General features: G+C 70.8%; 20 protein-coding genes. 2 read left to right on the top strand and 18 right to left on the bottom strand.

The window, feature by feature from the left end:
• Nucleotides 1-192: 192 nt before the first annotated feature.
• Together AAFO60_RS13555 and guaB are read right to left on the bottom strand one after the other, a co-directional pair.
• On the bottom strand, nucleotides 193-1,359 hold the full coding sequence (locus tag AAFO60_RS13555) for a GuaB3 family IMP dehydrogenase-related protein (protein ID WP_347956729.1): 1,167 nt from the start codon (nucleotides 1,357-1,359) through the stop codon (nucleotides 193-195).
• A 66-nt stretch (nucleotides 1,360-1,425) separates the two neighbouring features.
• Nucleotides 1,426-2,937, bottom strand: coding sequence for an IMP dehydrogenase (guaB, locus tag AAFO60_RS13550; protein WP_347956728.1), 1,512 nt, complete (start codon nucleotides 2,935-2,937; stop codon nucleotides 1,426-1,428).
• Nucleotides 2,938-3,003: 66 nt separating this feature from the next.
• On the opposite strand from guaB, the gene AAFO60_RS13545 reads away from it, so the two are divergent.
• On the top strand, nucleotides 3,004-3,390 hold the full coding sequence (locus tag AAFO60_RS13545) for a DUF5319 family protein (RefSeq protein WP_424306989.1): 387 nt from the start codon (nucleotides 3,004-3,006) through the stop codon (nucleotides 3,388-3,390).
• 124 nt (nucleotides 3,391-3,514) lie between these two features.
• Here AAFO60_RS13545 and AAFO60_RS13540 read toward each other — a convergent pair whose 3' ends face one another.
• From AAFO60_RS13540 to AAFO60_RS13530, 3 genes are all read right to left on the bottom strand, one after another.
• Nucleotides 3,515-4,354, bottom strand: coding sequence for an anti-sigma-D factor RsdA (locus tag AAFO60_RS13540; RefSeq protein ID WP_347956726.1), 840 nt, complete (start codon nucleotides 4,352-4,354; stop codon nucleotides 3,515-3,517).
• Entirely contained in the window at nucleotides 4,351-4,926 is a 576-nt protein-coding gene (locus tag AAFO60_RS13535; protein ID WP_347956742.1) for a sigma-70 family RNA polymerase sigma factor, read from the bottom strand. Before AAFO60_RS13535 ends, AAFO60_RS13540 begins: the two co-directional genes overlap by 4 nt.
• An 83-nt stretch (nucleotides 4,927-5,009) precedes the next feature.
• Nucleotides 5,010-5,843 (bottom strand): hypothetical protein, encoded by an 834-nt coding sequence (locus AAFO60_RS13530; RefSeq protein WP_347956725.1) that lies wholly within the window; start codon nucleotides 5,841-5,843, stop codon nucleotides 5,010-5,012.
• A 403-nt stretch (nucleotides 5,844-6,246) separates the two neighbouring features.
• Between AAFO60_RS13530 and AAFO60_RS13525 the strand changes: the two genes are divergently transcribed.
• Nucleotides 6,247-6,543, top strand: coding sequence for a WhiB family transcriptional regulator (locus AAFO60_RS13525; RefSeq protein WP_347956724.1), 297 nt, complete (start codon nucleotides 6,247-6,249; stop codon nucleotides 6,541-6,543).
• Between the two features lie 84 nt (nucleotides 6,544-6,627).
• Here AAFO60_RS13525 and groES read toward each other — a convergent pair whose 3' ends face one another.
• From groES to AAFO60_RS13460, 13 genes are all read right to left on the bottom strand, one after another.
• The gene (gene groES, locus AAFO60_RS13520) at nucleotides 6,628-6,924 is read right to left on the bottom strand and encodes a co-chaperone GroES (protein ID WP_066166059.1); all 297 of its coding nucleotides are present in this window, start codon (nucleotides 6,922-6,924) and stop codon (nucleotides 6,628-6,630) included.
• A gap of 166 nt (nucleotides 6,925-7,090) precedes the next feature.
• Nucleotides 7,091-8,119 (bottom strand): tRNA (adenosine(37)-N6)-threonylcarbamoyltransferase complex transferase subunit TsaD, encoded by a 1,029-nt coding sequence (tsaD, locus tag AAFO60_RS13515; RefSeq protein ID WP_347956723.1) that lies wholly within the window; start codon nucleotides 8,117-8,119, stop codon nucleotides 7,091-7,093.
• A complete protein-coding gene (gene rimI, locus AAFO60_RS13510) occupies nucleotides 8,116-8,652 on the bottom strand; it encodes a ribosomal protein S18-alanine N-acetyltransferase (protein WP_347956722.1) in 537 nt (178 codons plus the stop codon). The genes tsaD and rimI overlap by 4 nt, the downstream gene beginning before the upstream one ends.
• Entirely contained in the window at nucleotides 8,645-9,352 is a 708-nt protein-coding gene (gene tsaB, locus AAFO60_RS13505) for a tRNA (adenosine(37)-N6)-threonylcarbamoyltransferase complex dimerization subunit type 1 TsaB (protein WP_347956721.1), read from the bottom strand. Before tsaB ends, rimI begins: the two co-directional genes overlap by 8 nt.
• Complete coding sequence (gene tsaE, locus AAFO60_RS13500) at nucleotides 9,349-9,822, bottom strand: tRNA (adenosine(37)-N6)-threonylcarbamoyltransferase complex ATPase subunit type 1 TsaE (protein ID WP_347956720.1); 474 nt, start codon at nucleotides 9,820-9,822, stop codon at nucleotides 9,349-9,351. Before tsaE ends, tsaB begins: the two co-directional genes overlap by 4 nt.
• Nucleotides 9,819-10,937: an alpha/beta fold hydrolase gene (locus AAFO60_RS13495; RefSeq protein ID WP_347956741.1), complete on the bottom strand. Its 1,119-nt coding sequence runs from the start codon at nucleotides 10,935-10,937 to the stop codon at nucleotides 9,819-9,821. Before AAFO60_RS13495 ends, tsaE begins: the two co-directional genes overlap by 4 nt.
• A 157-nt stretch (nucleotides 10,938-11,094) precedes the next feature.
• Nucleotides 11,095-12,255 (bottom strand): alanine racemase, encoded by a 1,161-nt coding sequence (gene alr / locus AAFO60_RS13490; RefSeq protein WP_347956719.1) that lies wholly within the window; start codon nucleotides 12,253-12,255, stop codon nucleotides 11,095-11,097.
• A gap of 6 nt (nucleotides 12,256-12,261) precedes the next feature.
• The gene (locus AAFO60_RS13485; RefSeq protein WP_347956718.1) at nucleotides 12,262-13,689 is read right to left on the bottom strand and encodes an NAD(P)H-hydrate dehydratase; all 1,428 of its coding nucleotides are present in this window, start codon (nucleotides 13,687-13,689) and stop codon (nucleotides 12,262-12,264) included.
• Nucleotides 13,690-13,696: 7 nt separating this feature from the next.
• Nucleotides 13,697-15,559: a glutamine--fructose-6-phosphate transaminase (isomerizing) gene (glmS, locus tag AAFO60_RS13480; RefSeq protein ID WP_347956717.1), complete on the bottom strand. Its 1,863-nt coding sequence runs from the start codon at nucleotides 15,557-15,559 to the stop codon at nucleotides 13,697-13,699.
• Between the two features lie 17 nt (nucleotides 15,560-15,576).
• A complete protein-coding gene (locus AAFO60_RS13475; protein WP_347956716.1) occupies nucleotides 15,577-16,479 on the bottom strand; it encodes a chlorophyllase/cutinase-like alpha/beta fold protein in 903 nt (300 codons plus the stop codon).
• A 365-nt stretch (nucleotides 16,480-16,844) separates the two neighbouring features.
• Nucleotides 16,845-17,114: a hypothetical protein gene (locus AAFO60_RS13470; RefSeq protein WP_347956715.1), complete on the bottom strand. Its 270-nt coding sequence runs from the start codon at nucleotides 17,112-17,114 to the stop codon at nucleotides 16,845-16,847.
• Complete coding sequence (locus AAFO60_RS13465) at nucleotides 17,111-17,788, bottom strand: hypothetical protein (protein WP_347956740.1); 678 nt, start codon at nucleotides 17,786-17,788, stop codon at nucleotides 17,111-17,113. The genes AAFO60_RS13470 and AAFO60_RS13465 overlap by 4 nt, the downstream gene beginning before the upstream one ends.
• Nucleotides 17,785-18,105, bottom strand: a complete 321-nt coding sequence (locus tag AAFO60_RS13460; RefSeq protein WP_347956714.1) for a hypothetical protein — start codon at nucleotides 18,103-18,105, stop codon at nucleotides 17,785-17,787. The genes AAFO60_RS13465 and AAFO60_RS13460 overlap by 4 nt, the downstream gene beginning before the upstream one ends.

Raw genomic sequence — 18,105 nt, 5'->3', positions numbered from 1 at the left:
AAGACACCCAAAATGGCCCGCCGCGCCGTCATGCGCTACGTCACCCGAGACATCTACCGCTACCTCGAAGACAACAGCCCACAACCAGCCCCCACCGCTTGACAAAATCGATAAGAGCGTCGAGACCCCGCACCGCACAGAAGACGGAGGGCCCCGGCATCATGCCGGGGCCCTCCGTCGAGGTCAGGGATGTCAGCCGCGGACCGACAGTCCCACCTTCTGGAACTCCTTGAGGTCCGAGTAACCCGCCTTGGCCATCGAGCGGCGCAGGCCGCCCACCAGGTTCAGCAGACCGTCCGGGTCGTCGGACGGACCGTTCAGGACGGTCTCCAGCGACGGCCGACCCTCATCGAGCGCGACCTGCAGCATCGCACCGCGCGGGGTGTCCGGGTGGGCTGCGGCCGACGGCCAGAACCAGCCGCGACCCGGTGCGGTGTCGGCCGCGGCGAGCGGGGTGCCGAGAACCGCGGCGTCGGCACCGCACGCGATGGCCTTGGCCAGGTCGCCGGAGGTGTGGATGTCACCGTCGGCGATGACGTGCACGTAGCGACCACCGGTCTCGTCCAGGTAGTCCCGGCGGGCGGCGGCCGCGTCGGCGATCGCCGTCGCCATCGGAACACCGATGCCGAGCACCTCGCCGGTGGTGGTGGATCCTTCGGTGGAGCCGTAGCCGACGATGACGCCGGCGGCACCGGTCCGCATCAGGTGCAGCGCGGTGCGGTGGTCGTGGACGCCGCCCGCGATCACCGGGATGTCGAGTTCGGAGATGAACGTCTTCAGGTTGAGCGGCTCGGCGACCAAGCCGTCGTCGGCGCCCCGATCGACCAGCGTCACGTGCTCGGCGGAGATGATGGTGCCGTGCACGACGAGGACCTCGGCACCCGCCTTGATCAGCGTCGGCGTCAGCTCCGGGGCGTGCTGCGGGCTCACCCGGACCGCGGTGGTGACGCCCGCCGCGCGGACCTCGGCGACCGCCTTCGACAGCAGGTCGAGGTTGATCGGCGCACGGTGCAGTTGCTGCAGGTGGCGGATCGCCGCGGACGGATCCGGGTTGTTCTCCGCGATGTCGACGAGTTCGGCGATCTTGTCGTCGACGTGCTCGTGCCGGGCCCAGAGCCCTTCGCCGTTGAGCACGCCCAGTGCACCCAGCCTGCCCATCGCGATGGCCGACTCGGGCGAGCCGAGGGCATCGGTCGGGTGGTTCAGGATCGGCGATTCGAAGCGGTACGCGTCGATCTGCCAGGCTGTCGAGACGTTCTTCGACGACCGCGTCCGTCGGGACGGGACGATCGAGATGTCTTCCAGTTCGTACGTTCGGCGGGCTGTCCGGCCCATGCCGAATTCGACGAGGTCACGCACTATTGCGCCTTTCTAGTGGACTCTCCGTCGAGCAGATGCGGCGGCGGACCCGCCGCCGCACTCCACTCACCGTGAATAGTAGTTGGGCGCCTCGGCGGTCAGGGTGATGTCGTGCGGGTGCGACTCCTTGAGGCCCGCCGCGGTGATCTGAACGAACTGCGCATTCTGCAGGTCGGCGATGGTCTGCGAGCCGGTGTAACCCATGGCCGCGCGCAGCCCGCCGGTCAGCTGGTGGATGACCTGGTTCAGCGGACCGCGGAACGGCACCCGCCCCTCGATGCCCTCCGGGACCAGCTTGTCCTCGGCCAGGACGTCGTCCTGGAAGTAGCGGTCCTTGGAGTACGACTTGCCCTGCCCGCGGCCCTGCATGGCACCCAGCGAGCCCATGCCGCGGTAGCTCTTGAACTGCTTGCCGTTCACCAGGATCAGCTCGCCCGGCGATTCCGCGGTACCCGCCAGCAGCGACCCGAGCATGGCGGTCGACGCACCGGCGGCCAACGCCTTGGCGACGTCGCCCGAGTACTGGAGCCCGCCGTCGGCGATCACCGGCACGCCCGCCGCCTTGCAGGCGGAGACGGCTTCGAGGATCGCGGTGATCTGCGGAGCGCCCACACCGGCGACGACGCGGGTGGTGCAGATGGAGCCGGGGCCCACCCCGACCTTGACCGCGTCGGCGCCCGCGTCGATCAGCGCCTGTGCGCCACCGCGGGTGGCGACGTTGCCGCCGATGATCTGCACTCGGTCGCCGATCTCGCCCTTCAACTTGGAGATCATCTCCAGCACGCCGCGCGAGTGTCCGTGCGCGCTGTCGACGACGAGGACGTCGACGTCGACGTCGGCGAGCGCCAGCGCACGCGTCCACGCCTCCTCACCCGCACCGACCGCGGCGCCGACCAGCAACCGGCCGTCGGCGTCCTTGGTGGCGAACGGGTGCTGCTCGGTCTTGACGAAGTCCTTGACGGTGATGAGTCCGGTGAGCTTGCCGTTGCCGTCGACGATCGGCAGCTTCTCGACCTTGTGCCGACGCAGCAGGCCGAGCGCAGCCTCGGCGGAGACGCCTTCGGCGGCGGTGATCAGGGGTGCCGGCGTCATGACCTCCGACACCGGACGCGAGTCGTCGGCCTCGAACTGCATGTCGCGGTTGGTGATGATGCCGACCAGGTCGCCCGCCTTGTCGACCACCGGCAGACCCGAGATCCGGTAGCGGGCGCAGGTGGCGTCGACGTCGGCGAGCGTGTCGGTGGGCAGGCAGGTGACCGGGTTGGTCACCATCCCGGCCTCCGACCGCTTGACCGTGTCGACCGCGGCGGCCTGCGCCTCGATCGACAGATTGCGGTGCAGCACGCCCATGCCGCCCGCACGGGCCATGGCGATCGCCATCCGCGCCTCGGTGACGGTGTCCATCGCCGAACTCACCAACGGCACGCGCAGCGTGATCTCCCGGGTGAGCTTCGACGACGTGTCCACCGCATTCGGGACGACGTCCGACGCCGCCGGCAGCAGCAGTACATCGTCGAAGGTGAGGCCGAGCATTGCGACCTTGTTTGGATCATCTCCACCAGTGCGAACCTGCGTCATCAGTACATCGTATCCACTGTGGATCGAGCGAGCCGTGCGGCCGCCTGATCGGCTACGGTGGAAGACGTGCATGACCCGTTTCCTGGACTCCCGCCGGATCCCTTCGCCGACGACCCTGACGACCCCGCGTCGGTGCTCGACGCCCTCGACCCGGGAATCCCCCTTGACGAGGGAGAACGCACGGCTGTAGAGGAAGATCTCGCCGATCTCGACGTCTACGAACGACTCCTGTCGCCGCGCGGTGTCCGGGGCCTGGTGGTACTCTGCGACGACTGTCGTGAAGATCACTACCACGACTGGGACATGCTTCGCTCGAATCTGCGCCAATTGCTCGTCGACGGCAGCGTCCGTCCGCACGAGCCGGCCGTCGACCCGCAGCCCGACGACTACGTCACCTGGGACTACTGCCGCGGGTACGCCGATGCTTCACTGCGCTACCACGAACGCTACTGAGGTGAACGCTGCTGAGGTGGCGCGGCACCGAGCCTGAGCCGCCGCCGAGCCGCGACACCGCATGGGAGAGGGACCGTGATCGATGATCACGGTCCCTCTCTCATGCGTGTGCCGACTCGGGGCGCTACCGCACCAGCGATGACGAGGGCACGGTGATCGACACCGATGCCGACAGCGGAACCGACGTCGACGTGGTCGGCTCCGTGGTCGGTGCCGGCTCGGACTTGGTGGTGCTCGGCTCCACCGTGCTCGACGGGGTGGTCGGCTTCGTGGTGCTGGTGCTCGCCGGCGGCTCCGGCGTCCCGGTCGGGGCCTGCGACCCGCCGGTGTCGGCGACGGTCGGCGCCGGCTTGGTCTGCAGTGCGGGCAGCGACGGGATCAGCTTGCGCAGATCCTGCTTGCGCAGTTGCGCAATCAGATCGGCGAGGACGTCCTTCTCCCGCTTGTCCTGGATGGGGCCCAGCTTCGCCTCCGCCTTCGCGATGAGTTCGCTCGCCTTCACCGTGTCGCCGGCCTCCAGGGCCTTGCGCGCCTCGGTGATGCTCTCCTGGGCGTCGAGTCGCGCCTGCGTCTCCTGTGCCTGGTCGGCGAAAACGACCTGCTTGACGCTCCACAACGGGTCGCCGGGCTGCGATCCCTCCGACAGCACCAGCAGACCGGCTGCGGCGACGGCCATGACCGCGGCGGCACCCGAGACGATCCGCAGGCGGCGCGACAATCCGCCGCGACGTGCCCGCTCGTTGGTCCGTGCGATCGCCGTCTCGATCTCTGCGACGGTCGGCGACGACGGCACCGGGCCCGCCAGGGACTCGGCGCGCCACTGCGCGATCAGACCGGCCAGCTCGTACTCTGCGCGGTCGTTGACGGCAGCGGCGCGGCCGGCCGCCAGATCGTCGACGAACTGGTCGTCGCGGCGAACCGCGCCCACATCGATCGGGCCGGTGGACATGTCATCGTGACTCATCGATGTTCACCTCTTGGGGTCATGATCTTCTTAAGCTTCGTGAGTGCTCGGTGCTGCGCGACCCGCACCGCGCCGGGACTGCTGCCGACCATCTCCGCGGTCTCGTCGGCCGAGAGTCCGACGACGAGCCGCAGGACGAGGATCTCGCGCTGCTTGTCCGGCAGGGTGGCGAGCAGGTCGCGCATTCGTCTGGAGGCGTCCGAGTCGAGGGCAGCCTGCTCCGGCCCGCTCGCGAAGTCGAGCGAATCGGGCACTTCTTCGACCGGATCGGACTTCACACGCGCCGCTGATCGCATGGCGTCGGCCACCTTGTGCGAGGCGATGCCGTAGACGAATGCCATGAATGGCCGCCCCTGGTCTTCATACCGGGGCAGCGCCGTCATCACCGCCATCAACACCTCCTGTGCCACATCGTCAGCGGAGAACAGGTGACGTTCTCCCGAACCGATTCGTCCTCGGCAGTAGCGCAGCACGGGCTCGCGCACGCTGTCGAGGACTGAGGCCAGCGCATCACGGTCACCTTCAGCCGCTGCACGGACCGCCTGGCCCAACGCCTCACCTGTCAGTTTCATCGTCACCGGACTGCCTGAGCGTTACGCGTAGAGAGAGAACTGACCGCGACCGCACACCTGGTCCCCCGTAGATCAGCCATCAATCAAGCGTACCGATCTGCGATCACGGATTCGGGCGCGGGACCAAAGCCCATGCCCCGCTCCACGAGCACCCCGCGCAGCGCCTCGGCGCGGGCGCCGTCGGCACCGTTGCGCACCAATCCGGCGAGCATGCTGTGCGCCGCCCACTGCAGCGGAAGCAGGTCGTCGTCCGCACAGGCCCGGGCCACTCGCTCGGCGGCGGCGACCGCGACGTCGGATCGTCCCGCGGCAGCGGCGGTCGCGGCAGCGATCAACTCGGTCTTGAGTCGGTGCCTGCGCGAGGGTGCGTGCCGAGCCTCCCGCACCGCCCGCTCCCCGAGTTCCCCGGCGGCGCCGTCCCCGGTGTACAGCGCGAGCTCGGTGCGGACCCACGCCAGCCGCAGTCGCGGCCGACCGACCACGAGCCAGTCGTCATCGGTGTCCGGCAGATCGGCGAGGTCGGTGGCCGCCCGCCGGAGCAGTCGCTCCGAGGCGCCGAAGTCCCCGACCCCCAGGTTGTCGGCCGCCAGCCCGATCAGCGCATCGGCGCGGGCGGCGCGGACCCAACCATCGTGCTGATCCTCGGCGCGCTGCAGCACCGCCAGCGCGGCGCCGTCATCGGCGCGGGCGTCGGCGTGCCCGCCGGCCTGGCGCGTCAGCGACGCGCGCGTGGCCAACGCCAGCGAGACGACGGCGACGTCGGTCCGACGGTCTCCGACGACCTCGGCGACGACCGATCTCGCGGCCGCCGCGCGACCCGTCGCCCCCAGGGCGACCGACCGGGCCCATCTCCCGGCTCCGGTCGGCACCACCGACGGCTCGGGAACTTCGAACGCAGCCCACCACTGCTTCGACATTCGCAACACACCTTCCGACACTCCGCCCGACACGGAATGCAGATTTCATTTCGACTAACAAACGGTGAGCATCGGGAGCTGAAATTGCCCCACATGCAAACTACCGTTAGCTTCGTCGTCACCTTTCTCCGATCGTGATCCATCATCCCACTAGCCCCACTCCCGTCGAGAATCGGACACGCGGGTGATGCACCATTCTCATCGTCACTGCTCAGAGGTACTTTCTGCCGCGTTCCGCGCATCGGCGAGATGGCCCGGAGTGGTCTTGATCACGACACCTTCTGTTCATCTACCCGGGCTTCTGAAGGGCCGATTGCGCCCCGGAATCGGGTTTGACTCGCATTTCCGAGCGCACATACCGTGAGCGGCGTAGGCAGATGGCGTTTCTCATTCAGGAGCGAAAATGACCACCACACTCGACAGACTTCCCGGCCCCAACTCCGATTTCTGGGACTGGCAGATGCACGGGAAATGCCGCGGACTGGAGTCGGCCGTCTTCTTCCATCCGGAGGGCGAGCGCGGCCAGGCGCGTGCGCGCCGCGAACGGCGCGCCAAGCAGGTCTGCGCCGAGTGCCCCGTGTTGATGCAGTGCCGATCCCACGCGATGGCCGTGGACGAGCCGTACGGGATCTGGGGCGGGCTCACCGAGTCCGAACGCAATCAGATGCGACGACGCTCGCCGAGCCGGCTCGCCGGCTGACGCGCAGGCGTCACTCGGTCCGCCGAGAACGAATCAGCCCCGGTTGAAGATTCAACCGGGGCTGATTGCGATGCTGGGGCTGGATCAGCCGACCACTGCGAGGATGTCGCGAGCGGACAGGATCAGGTACTCCTGGCCGGCGTACTTGACCTCGGTGCCGCCGTACTTGCTGTAGATGACGACGTCGCCTTCCTTGACGTCGACCGGGATGCGGGTGCCCTGGTCGGTGACGCGGCCTTCGCCGACGGCGATGACCTTGCCCTCCTGGGGCTTCTCCTTGGCAGTGTCGGGGATGACCAGGCCGGAGGCGGTGGTGGTCTCAGCCTCGACGGCCTGAACGAGGATCTTGTCCTCAAGCGGCTTGATGTTCACGCTCGCCACGATGTCAGTCCTTTTCTTCATGTAACTGATGTGAAAGTTCGCGGCACCGGGTCGCATCGCCACGTCGTCGCGGGTGCCGCGGCGCTGCATCGGAGCCAACTAGCACTCTACCCATGCGAGTGCCAGCACTCAAGGGGAAGGTGTGCGAATAGGGGCCGCTGATCGCTCAGAGCTTACTGATCTGCACGCTCATGCCCGGGTCGGTCGCCACGGTCAACGGCGACGGCGGCGCGCCGCCCCCGATCACATGGGCGCCCAGGGTGGCGACCATGACCCCGTTGTCGGTGCACAGGCGCGGCTTCGGCACCCGCAGCTCGATCCCGGCCGCCGCGGTCCGTTCGGCGGCCAGCGAGCGGATCCGCGAGTTCGCGGTCGCACCGCCGCCGAGCACCAAGGTGTCGACGCCGCGGTCGGCGCACGCACGCAGCGCCTTCGCCGTCAGCACGTCGGCGACGGCCTCCTGGAACGACGCGGCCACATCGGGCACCGACACCGGAGCGCCGGCCCGAACGCGGCCCTCCACATACCTCGCGACCGCGGTCTTGAGCCCGCTGAACGAGAAGTCGTAGGGTGCATCGCGCGGTCCGGTCATGCCGCGCGGAAAGGCGATCGCCTCCGGGTCACCGTCGCGAGCGGCCGCGTCGAGGGCCGGCCCGCCCGGGTAGCCGAGGTCGAGCAGTCGCGCGACCTTGTCGAAGGCCTCGCCCGCCGCGTCGTCGACGGTGGTGCCCATCTCGACGATCGGCCGCGAGAGGTCCTCCACTCCGAGCAGGTGCGTGTGCCCGCCCGAGACCAGCAGCGCGACCGCGGAGGTCATCGGCCCGTGCTCGAGCGTGTCGACCGCGACGTGACCGCCCAGATGGTTCACCGCGTACAGCGGCACGTCCCAGGCCAGCGCATAGGCCTTCGCGGCGGCGACCCCGACCAGCAGGGCGCCGGCCAGCCCCGGTCCGATGGTGACGGCGATGGCGTCGGGCCGGTCGATGCCGGCCGCCTCGCGCGCCCGCTGCATGGTCGGGACCATGGCCTGCAGGTGTGCGCGGGACGCCACCTCGGGGACCACGCCGCCGTAGCGGGCGTGCTCGTCGACGCTGGAGGCCACCTCGTCGGCGAGCAGCGTCGCGCGCTCTCCGTCCCAGGAGACGACGCCGACGCCGGTCTCGTCGCAGGAGCTCTCGATGCCCATCACGATCATGAGTTCGCAGGCCCTTTCGACTCGGGGTTCTCGGCTGCACTCGGCTCGCTCCGGGCCGGTCGCACCATGGTGTAGGCGTCCGCACCGGACGGCTGGTAATAGTTGCGGCGCACTCCCGCGATCTCGAAGCCGTTGCGCTCGTAGAGGGCGATGGCTGGAGCGTTGTCGGTGCGCACCTCCAGGAATACCGGCGCGCGGGCCTCGTCGGCAACTCGCAGCAGCGCCTCGAGCAGGGCACGACCGTACCCGCGGCCCTGATGCTCCGGGTCCACCCCGATCGTGTGGACCTCGCACTCCCGGTCGCCGGGACGACCGAGCACACTGATCCCCGCGTACCCGACCGGCGGCGCGCCGGCCTCGGTGCGCGCGGCGACGTAGGTGTTGTACGGCGCGCGCAGCTCGGAGACGAAGCCGCTCAGGGGCCACGGCGAGTCGACGGCGAAGAGCTGCTGCTCGATCTCGACGCAGCGCACGAGGTCGGCCGGTTGGAGCGCGTCGATCAGCGGCTCGCCCGGCGCGGGCCGCTCAGGCATGTTCGGCCGGGGGCAGCAACGACTTGCGCTTCTGGTCCTTGAGCTCCACCGCGTCGGGTCGTCGCAGATACAGCGGAGTCAGCGGTTCGGCGGGTGCCGCGGCCAGCACCGCGGCGGCGCCGGCGCGAGCCAGCGAGACCGCGGTCGGCGACACCGTCGGGGCGGCGCGCGCCGCGAAGCGTTCGGTGAAGCGGCCTTCACCGACCACCTCGGTCAGTCCCCGGCCGGCGAACTCGGCGGCGACCGCGTCGGGTGCGTCGACGCCCGGACCCTCGATCCGTCGGCCGTCGCGGTACACCGCCCAGTACACCTCGCGGCGGCGGGCGTCGGTGAGCACCAGCCGCTCGCCCGCACTCGGCTCGGGCACGGCCAGGTCGATGGCGTCGAGCGTGCACACCCCGTAGGCGGGGATGGCGAGCGCGTCGGCGTACGCGGTGCCGGTCGCCATCCCGACGCGCAGCCCGGTGAACGGTCCGGGCCCGCAGCCGACGATCACCGCATCGAGATCGGCGCCGGTCAGGCCCGCCTCGGCGAGGGTCTCGCGCATCAGACTGGTCAGCACCTCGGCGTGGCGTCGCTGATCGTCGAGGATGCGTTCGGCGAGAGTCGACGCCGACCCGTCCGGCGCCAGTTCGACGACGCCGGTCACCACCGCCGAGGTGGCGGTGTCGATCACCAGCACCCGCTTGTGTTCCGTCACCGGTTCACCCACTCCCAGGTCGCATGTCGGGTCTCGCTGTCGTCGTCGCGACGCAGTCGGACGATGAGGTACTCGTCGACGAGGCGCTCGACGACGCCTTCGCCCCATTCGACCACGACGACGCTCTCGTCCAGGTCGGTGTCCAGGTCGAGCGCGTCGAGATCGTCGAGGCCGCCGAGCCGGTAGGCGTCCACGTGGACCAGTCCCGGTCCGCCGTCGGGCCCCGGCCTGTGCTGGCGGGCGATGATGAAGGTCGGCGACGACACCCGCCCGACGACGCCCAACCCGGCGGCGATGCCGCGGGTCAGCGCCGTCTTGCCCGCGCCCAGGGGCCCGTCGAGGATCACCAGGTCGCCCGCTCGCAGGACGGCTGCGAGTTCCCGGCCGAGCGCCTCGGTGTCAGCGACGTCGGGCAGGTCGCGCGACCCGGAGGTGCGTTCTGGTCCCGTCGGTCGTTCGGTATCGGTCACTTGCGCTTCCTTTCGCCGCCGCGGCGCCACGGCATCACCGGGCGTCCCAAGGCCAGCCGCGAGCGCGAGACGAGGTCGTCGATCGCGTCGGTCACCAGGTCGGGATCCTCCATCGGCAGCATGTGTCCGCAGCCCTCGGCGATGACCAGCCGGGAGTCGTCGCCGAGCTGCGCGTACATGTTCAACGAGTTGGGCAGCGGCGTCAGCCGGTCCTCGTCGCCGCACAGGACGACGGTCGGGACCTGCGCGATGACCGGCAGCGCCGTGGACTCGTCGTGGCTTTCGAGCACGCGGAGGAAGTTCACCATGGTCGCGATGGGGGTGTTCTGAATCATCGCCTCGACCGCATGGCCGGCGGACGGGCTGTAGTAGTCGTGCCCGAAGCTCGCCGCGACCAGGACCGGTTCCACTGCGCGCCTGGTGATTCCGCGGCCCGCCTGAACGGCTTTGGGAATGTACCGGACCGACAGGCGCAGGGCGTCGACGATCGGATTGTTGAGGCCTTCGCCGAGACCGGCGTCGGTGATCCCGCGCGCGGCGGTGGAGACCAGGGCCACGCCCGCGATGCGACCGCGGTGGGCGAACAGTTTCGCGTGCCGCCGCGCCAACGACATGATCGACATGCCGCCCATCGAGTGGCCGACGAGCACCACCGGCCCGGTCGGTGCCATCGTGCGGATGACGGCGGCGAGGTCGTCGCCGAGCTGGGCCATCGTGCAGCTCTCACTCGGTGCGGCGTCGCTGGCGCCGTGCCCGCGCTGATCGTAGAAGACCATCTTGATGTGGCGGTCGGCCCAGCGTTGCGCCAGCGCATAGCGCTGAAAGTGCCAGGAGGCCATCCGCAGAGTGAAGCCGTGAACGAAGATCACGGTGAGCTCGGGGGTCGCCGATCGTCCCCACTCGGGTGCGGAGCCGGCGTCGGGTTCACCGGTCACCACGGTCCGCACGGCGAGCAGGACGCCGTCGTCCGCCGTGACCGTGGCGGCCTCCCCGCGGTAGATCGACTTGAAGTCGACGCCGAGGTGCGGATCCACCCGGCCCTCGCTGCGACGCCTGCGGCGCCGACGCACGACGCTGCCCGCGGTCTGCGCGCCGAGCGAACCCGCCTGCGACAGGCCCGACCGCCACGCGCCGGTCCGCCTGCCGGTTCCGTTCCGCCCGTTCTGCTCGTCGCTCTTCGGTCCGCTGTCGCTCTTCGGTCCCCGGCCGCTCTTCGGTCCCCGCTCGCCCTTCGGTCTCCGGTCGCCGCGTCGCCGGGCATCGCCGGCCGAGTCAGTCATCGACGCCTCCCGCCGGATCGTTGAGGTAGCGGCGCACCGCTCGCGAACCGATCCGGGAGATCACCTCGTAGTCGATGGTGCCGGTCGCGTCGGCCCAGTCGGTGGCGGTGGGCACCGGCGCTCCCGGCGCGGCCTGTGCCGGACCGAACAGGACTGCTCGGTCGCCCTCGGCGACGCCCGACCCGTCGGGCCCCAGGTCGATCACCAGCTGGTCCATGCAGATGCGGCCGATCCCGGGGAAGAGCCGACCGTTGACGTGGACGCCGATCCTGCCCGACAGCGCGCGCGGCACCCCGTCGGCGTAGCCCGCGGGCACCACACCGATCACCGTGCTCGTCGGCGCCACCCACGTGTGGTTGTACGAGACTCCCTGTCCGGCGGGGATCCGCTTGATCAGCGCGATCCGCGTCTCGAGGGTCATCGCCGGGATGAGATCGAAGTCGCCGATCTCCGGCACCGGCGAGTAGCCGTAGATCGCCAGACCCGGCCGCACGGCGTCGCGTGCGAGGTCGGGTCGGGTCAGCGCAGCGGGCGAGTTGGCCAGGTGCACCAGTTGCGGCGACACGCCGCGACGACGCAGATCGGCGACCGCCTCGTCGAGCCGCTCGGCCTGCTGAGAGTTGAGGGGATGGTCGGGGACGTCGCCGAACGCCAGGTGACACATGACGCCGTGCAGCCGCACCGCGCCCTCGGCGACCGCCGCGGCCAGCAGGTCCGCGGTCTGCGCCCACTCGTCGGGGCCGACGCCGCTGCGGGCGAGCCCGGTGTCGACCTTGACCGAGACCGTCGCGGTCCGCCCGAGGTCGCGAGCCGCGGCCGTCACCAGGGCGAGCTGTCGCGGCGACGACACCGCGATGTCGATGTCGTCGGCCACGGCGCCGGCGAAGTCGGCCTCCCCGGTGTGCAGCCACGCGGTCAGGTGGGCGTCGATGCCGGCGGCCCGCAGCGCGCGGGCCTCGCGGATCTGGGCGACGCCGAGCGCCACGGCGCCCGCGGCGAGCGCCGCGCGGCCCACCCGGACCGCGCCGTGGGCGTAGCCGTCGGCTTTGACCACGGCGATCACGTCGGCTCCGGACCGCTGCCGAAGGACGCCCACATTGTGGGCGACAGCCCCCAGATCAACGGTGGCGTAAAGGTTTGCGTGCGAGTCCATCGCTGCCTATTGTCGCAAATTCAAAAGTTCGCGCAGCACCGGAGGGATGGCGTCGCACAGGCCGACGGCGCTGATCGGGGCGCCGCCGCTGGCCCGCTCCGCGGCCAGGGCGTGGACGCGAGCCGCCATCACACCGGCCGATCTGGGCGGCAGACCCGAGGCCAACAGCGAGCCGGCGATGCCCGTCAAGACGTCGCCGGCACCCGCCGTCGCCGCCCACGACGAGCCCGCGTCGTTGCCGCTGACTTCGCCGTCCGGGTCGGCGACGAGCGTGATCCGCCCCTTGAGCAGCACTGTCGCCCCGAGCTCGGCCGCCAGCGCGCGCACCGCCGACAGCCGATCGGGGGCGAGCGCGGTGCCCGACAGGCGGGCGAACTCACCGGCGTGCGGAGTCAGCAGAGTCGGTGCGGTCCGCCCGGCGAGCAGCCCGCGATCGCGCGCGAGCACGGTGAGTCCGTCGGCGTCGATCAAGGTCGGCAGGTCGGCGGCGAGCACATCGGCGAGCACTTCGTGTGCTTGCTCACCCGTTCCGAATCCGGGGCCGACCGCCCACGCCTGGACACGGCCCGCGGCGGCGACGGACGGCGCGGTCACCACCTCGGGAGACACGGCCAGGACCTCGGCGATCGCCGGGCCCACGTAGCGGGTCATGCCGGAGGTCGCGGCGACGGCGGCCGAGGTCGCGAGCACGGCCGCGCCCGGGTACACCGCCGATCCCGCGACCACCCCGACCACTCCCTGGGTGTACTTGTCGTCCGCCGGTCCCGGCAGGGGCCACGCGGCGGCGACCTCCGCGTCGGACGGGCTGGTCACCGTCGCCGGCGGCAGGTCCAGGCCGATGTCGGCGACGACGGTCGCGCCGACACGGGGGGCGGCGAGCAGGTGCGCCAGTCGCGGCGCCCCGAAGGTGACGCTGACGTCGGCTCGGACGCTCGGGGTGTGGACCACGCCCGTGTCCGGGTCGATGCCCGACGGCAGGTCGACGGCGACGATCACCGCGCCGGTGCCGGCGACGGCGTCGAAGACCCGCGCGGCGGCCGGGCGCAGCGGGCCGCGTCCGCCCAGTCCGACGACGGCGTCGACGGCGAGGTCGAGCGTGTCGGGCACTCGGGAGACGACGCGGCCGCCCGCCCTGCCGAAGGCGGCCAGGCCGCCGCGGTGAGCGCGATCGGGGTCGAGCAGGATCGCCTCGACCCCCACCCCGCGGCGAGCCAGGAGCGCTCCGGCGTACAGGGCGTCGCCGCCGTTGTTCCCCGCGCCGACCACCAGCAGCACGCGCCGCCCGTAGACGCCGCCGCAGGTCGCCCGCAGCCGGGCCAGCACGGCGACGGCCACCGCGTTCGCGGCGCGGGCCATCAGCGTGCCGCCGGTCAGCAGGTCGCCGGTCGCCTGCTCGGCGTCCCTGATCTGCTGGGCGGTGTAGTAGCCGGTCACGACGGCCTTACTCGACGGTGACCGATTTGGCGAGGTTGCGCGGCTTGTCGACGTCGTATCCGCGGGCCTGCGCGACGGTGGCCGCGAAGACCTGCAGCGGCACCGTCGACACGAGCGGCTGCAGCAGCGTCGGCGTGTGCGGGATCGGGATCAGGTGGTCGGCGACATCGGCGGCCGCGGTGTCGGTGGCCTCAGCGATGACGATCGTCTTGGCGCCGCGCGCCTGGATCTCGCGGATGTTGCTGATCATCTTCGAGTGCAGCAGCGCGCGGCCCTCCGGGGACGGCATCACGACGATCACCGGCAGCCCGTCTTCGATCAGCGCGATCGGTCCGTGCTTCAACTCACCGGCCGCGAAGCCCTCGGCGTGGATGTAGGCGAGTTCTTTGAGCTTGAGGGCGCCTTCGAGCGCGACGGGGTATCCGACGTGGCGCCCCAGGAACAGCACGGTGTCGGCCGAGGCGAGGCTGCGCGCCAGGTCGCGGACCGGTTCCATCTGCGCCAACACCTGTTCGACGACTGCCGGAATGGCCTCCAGGGCCTCGAACTCGCGCGTCACCTCGTCGGCGTACTTGGTGCCGACGGCCTGCGCGAGCGCCAGCCCCACCATGTAGGCGGCCGCGATCTGCGCCAGGAAGCACTTGGTGGACGCGACCCCGATCTCCGGGCCGGCGTGCGTGTAGAGCACCGCGTCGGACTCACGGGGGATCTGGGCTCCGTTGGTGTTGCAGATCGCCAGCACCCGCGCCTTCTGGTCCTTGGCGTGTCGGACGGCCTCCAGCGTGTCGGCGGTCTCGCCGGACTGGCTGATGGCGACCACCAGCGTCGACCGGTCCAGCACCGGGTCGCGGTAGCGGAACTCGCTGGCGAGCTCGACCTCGACGGGCAGTCGGGTCCAGTGCTCGATCGCGTACTTGGCGATCATGCCCGCGTGGTAGGCGGTGCCGCAGGCCACCACGAAGACCTTGTCGACGTCGCGCAGGTCTTGATCGGACAGGCGCTGTTCGTCGAGGACGATGCGTCCGTTCTCCAGGTGACCCATCAGGGTGCTCGCCAGCGCCTCGGGCTGCTCGGCGATCTCCTTCAGCATGAAGTAGTCGTAGCCGCCCTTCTCGGCGGCGGCCAGATCCCAGTCGATGTGGAAGGGCTTGCCGCCGGTGGGCTCTCCGTCGAAGTCGGTGACCGCGTAGGTGTCGGCGGTGATGACGACGACCTCGTCCTGCCCCAGTTCGACCGCGTTGCGGGTGTGCTCGATGAAGGCCGTCACATCGGAGGCGACGAACATCTCACCGTCACCGACACCCACCACCAGCGGAGTGGAGCGGCGGGCGGCGACGATGGTGCCCGGATGGTCGGCGTGGGTGAAGACCAGCGTGAACGCGCCTTCCAACCGTCGCAGGGTGCGGTAGGCGGAGGCCACGAAGTCGCCGGCGTCGACGCCCGAGGCGTACTCGCGCTCCATCAGGTGCACGGCGGTCTCGGTGTCGGTGTCGGAGGAGAACTCGACACCGGCGTCTTCGAGTTCGGCGCGCAGCGGCGCGTAGTTCTCGATGATGCCGTTGTGGACCACGGCGATCTTGTGGTCGCGGCTCACATGGGGGTGAGCATTGCGGTCGGTCGGCTGACCGTGGGTGGCCCAGCGGGTGTGCCCCATGCCGGTGGTTCCCGCCAGGCTCGCGCTCCCCACGTCGGCGATCTGCTTGTCGAGATTCTCCAGCCGACCGGCCTTCTTCTCGACGGCCAGCGACCCGTTGCCGTCGAGGATCGCCACCCCGGCCGAGTCGTAACCGCGGTACTCCATCCGACGAAGGGCGTCGACGACGATGTCGAGCGCGTCGCGACTGCCCACGTAACCCACGATTCCACACATGGGTACCAAGAATAGCGTCAGGCGGAGCGTGGTTTCGCGCCGAGCAACTGCGACACGGAGTCCAATTCGGGCGCTTGCGTCGTCGTCGCGTCCAGCGCGAGCACCTCACCCATCGTCGTCTCCGGATCGGAGAATGCGGCATACCGTTCGTCGCCGGTCAGCCGGTGCAGGAAGAATCCGGTGAGCTGTGCGCGGACGGCCTTGTGAACGCCGCGGTCGGCGCCGTTGACGCCGATCACCGAGCGCAGTGACGGACGTTCGATCAGATCGCCGGCGGTCGCGCCGGGCAGTGTGCGCAAAACCACATCACCGCTCACCTGCCGGGCGATGTCGAGGCCGTTGCCGGTCATCGACGACAGATGCTCCGAACCCGCGAGCACCAGCGTGGGCACGGTCACGCTCGCGGTCGCAGCGCTCAGGTCGGCTGTGGTCGGTGCGGGGAAGACGGCGGCGAGTGCGGCGACCCGGATCGGGGGCCGCCCCAGGAGAACGGTGTCCGAGGCCGCCCGGACTGCGGCGGCCGCGCCGAAGCCGTGGCCTGCCAATCCGATCCGCTGGGGGTCGACGGTCACCGCGCCGCCGCCCAGCTGGACGCTGCCCGCAACGGTCGCCGCGGCTCGCAGGTCGGTGCCCAGGTCGATGTCGGACGGAAAGGGCCCACGACTGCCGTCGGGTGCGGCGACCACGATGCCCCACGACGCCAGGTGGAACAGCAGGTCCCGGTACCGGGCGCTGCCGACCAGCCAGCCGTGACCGAAGGCCACCGCGGGCAGCCCGCGACCGGTCCGCGGGGCAAAGATCTGCCCCGACATGCCGACGATGCCGAGGTCGCCGCGGTCGACCTTGTTGGGTCCGCGGCGGGCCAATTCCTTCATCAGCTTGTCGGGCGGTGGGGCCACGACCTTCTTTTTCCCTGGCACGGTTCCCACCCTATGACATCGGATCTGCACCGCGACCCGCTCGGCGCCGACTTCGGGCGCGGTGTCGCCGGGCGGTGTCGCGGAGCGGTGTCGCAGGGCGGTGACGCGGGGAGGTGTCGCAGGGCGGTGACGCGGGGAGGTGTCGCGGGGCGGCATGCGTTGGCAGTCCGCCGAGTCGGACAGGATTCCCCGATGCGACCGGACAACGCAGCTACCGGGCATGTACCCAGTCGTCGGGGAACCTGGTCCGAGATCCGGCACCGGCGACGGCCAGCGCCGGGTGAACTCAGTGCCAGGCAGCGCCGCATGAGGTCGGTGCCCGGCAGTTGCCACGCTAGTGCTGGGCAAGCCAGCACCGTGCGAGGTCAGCGTCGGCGAACACCCGGTCGTGCTGCGGCACGATCGGCGGGCAGCAGCAGACGCGCCACCGGGGTGTCGGCCGCGACCGCGTCGGCCACCAGCCGTCGCCGGAGCCGCCCGAGCTCCGCCGACTCCGGGCGGGTCGGTTGCCGCGGCGCAGCGCCGTGTTCGCGGTAGCGGCGTTCGGCGGCGTCGAATCCGGCTCCCGCGGCGGCCGCGATCTCCTCCAGTCGCCCGGCAGTGCGATCACCGGCCGCGCGACCGACCCCGGTCATCGCAGGTCCGCCAGGACGAGTTCACCGGCCGACGCGTTCTCCCCGGCCCAAGCGTCGGCGACTTCGGTGAGGGCGGCCGTGATCGCCTCACCCGCCAGTGTCCCGGCGGCGGCCGCGTAGTCGAGGCGGGCCTGGACCTCCCCGCGCAACGCCGGTGGGTGCACGGCGCCCGAGTGCAGTGCCGCGGGCAGTGCACCGAGGTCGAAGCCGGCCAGCTGCGGGGCACTGACCGTCTCGAGCGCCCTGCGGTGCCGGACCAGCACGGTCTCCAAGACGCTCGCGGCGTGCGCGGTGGCGGCGGCCCCGTCGCGCAGCCCTCGCGCAGCCGCCGAGACCTCGGTGCCGACCAGATGCAGCACACTGCGGGCGGACCGGCTCGATCGGCCCGACCACTGCGCTTCGGTGACCGATGCGTTCCCCGTCGCAGCCGTCGATACGAGATCGGCGCCCGCCGCGACCCACAGCTCGTCGGCGAGATCGGTAAGCCGCCGTGCATCGTCGGCGAAGGTCGGGTGGCGGAACTGATCGACGGCCCGGTGCGGCTCACGGACCGCGGCATCGTCGACGCCGGTGAGTCCGAGTTCCCGGCAGGCGGCGATCAGCGCGACGAACCGGTCGGCGCACGACGGCCGATCAGCCGGATCCTCGAGTTCGGCAGCAGGCCGGCCGATCATTGCGACCACGCTCGCACCGCGGTCGCGGCCGCGTCGTCGGCGGTGTCGAAGGAGTCGGCGGCGCGGGCGAGATCTGCGGCGACGGCGTCGACCGCGACACCCGCGGTACGCAGTCGCGCGGCCAGATCCCCCATGCGATGAGCGGTCAGGGCCGCCGCGCGCTGCGCCGGTCCGGCATCGGCCCAGTCGCAGAGGCCGCCGTCGGTGAGGACGGCGGCGCACTCCCCCAGCCGGTCGACCAGGACCCGCTGGGTGGCGGTCAGCCGGGCCAGGGCATCGAGATCGACACCGATTCCATCGTCATCCTGCGCGCGCAT

This window comes from Gordonia aichiensis, from assembly GCF_039946255.1.
GTDB classification, from domain to species: Bacteria; Actinomycetota; Actinomycetes; order Mycobacteriales; family Mycobacteriaceae; genus Gordonia; species Gordonia aichiensis_A.
Note: the sequence above shows the minus strand (reverse complement) of the source record. Positions and strands in the feature narration are given on the sequence as shown.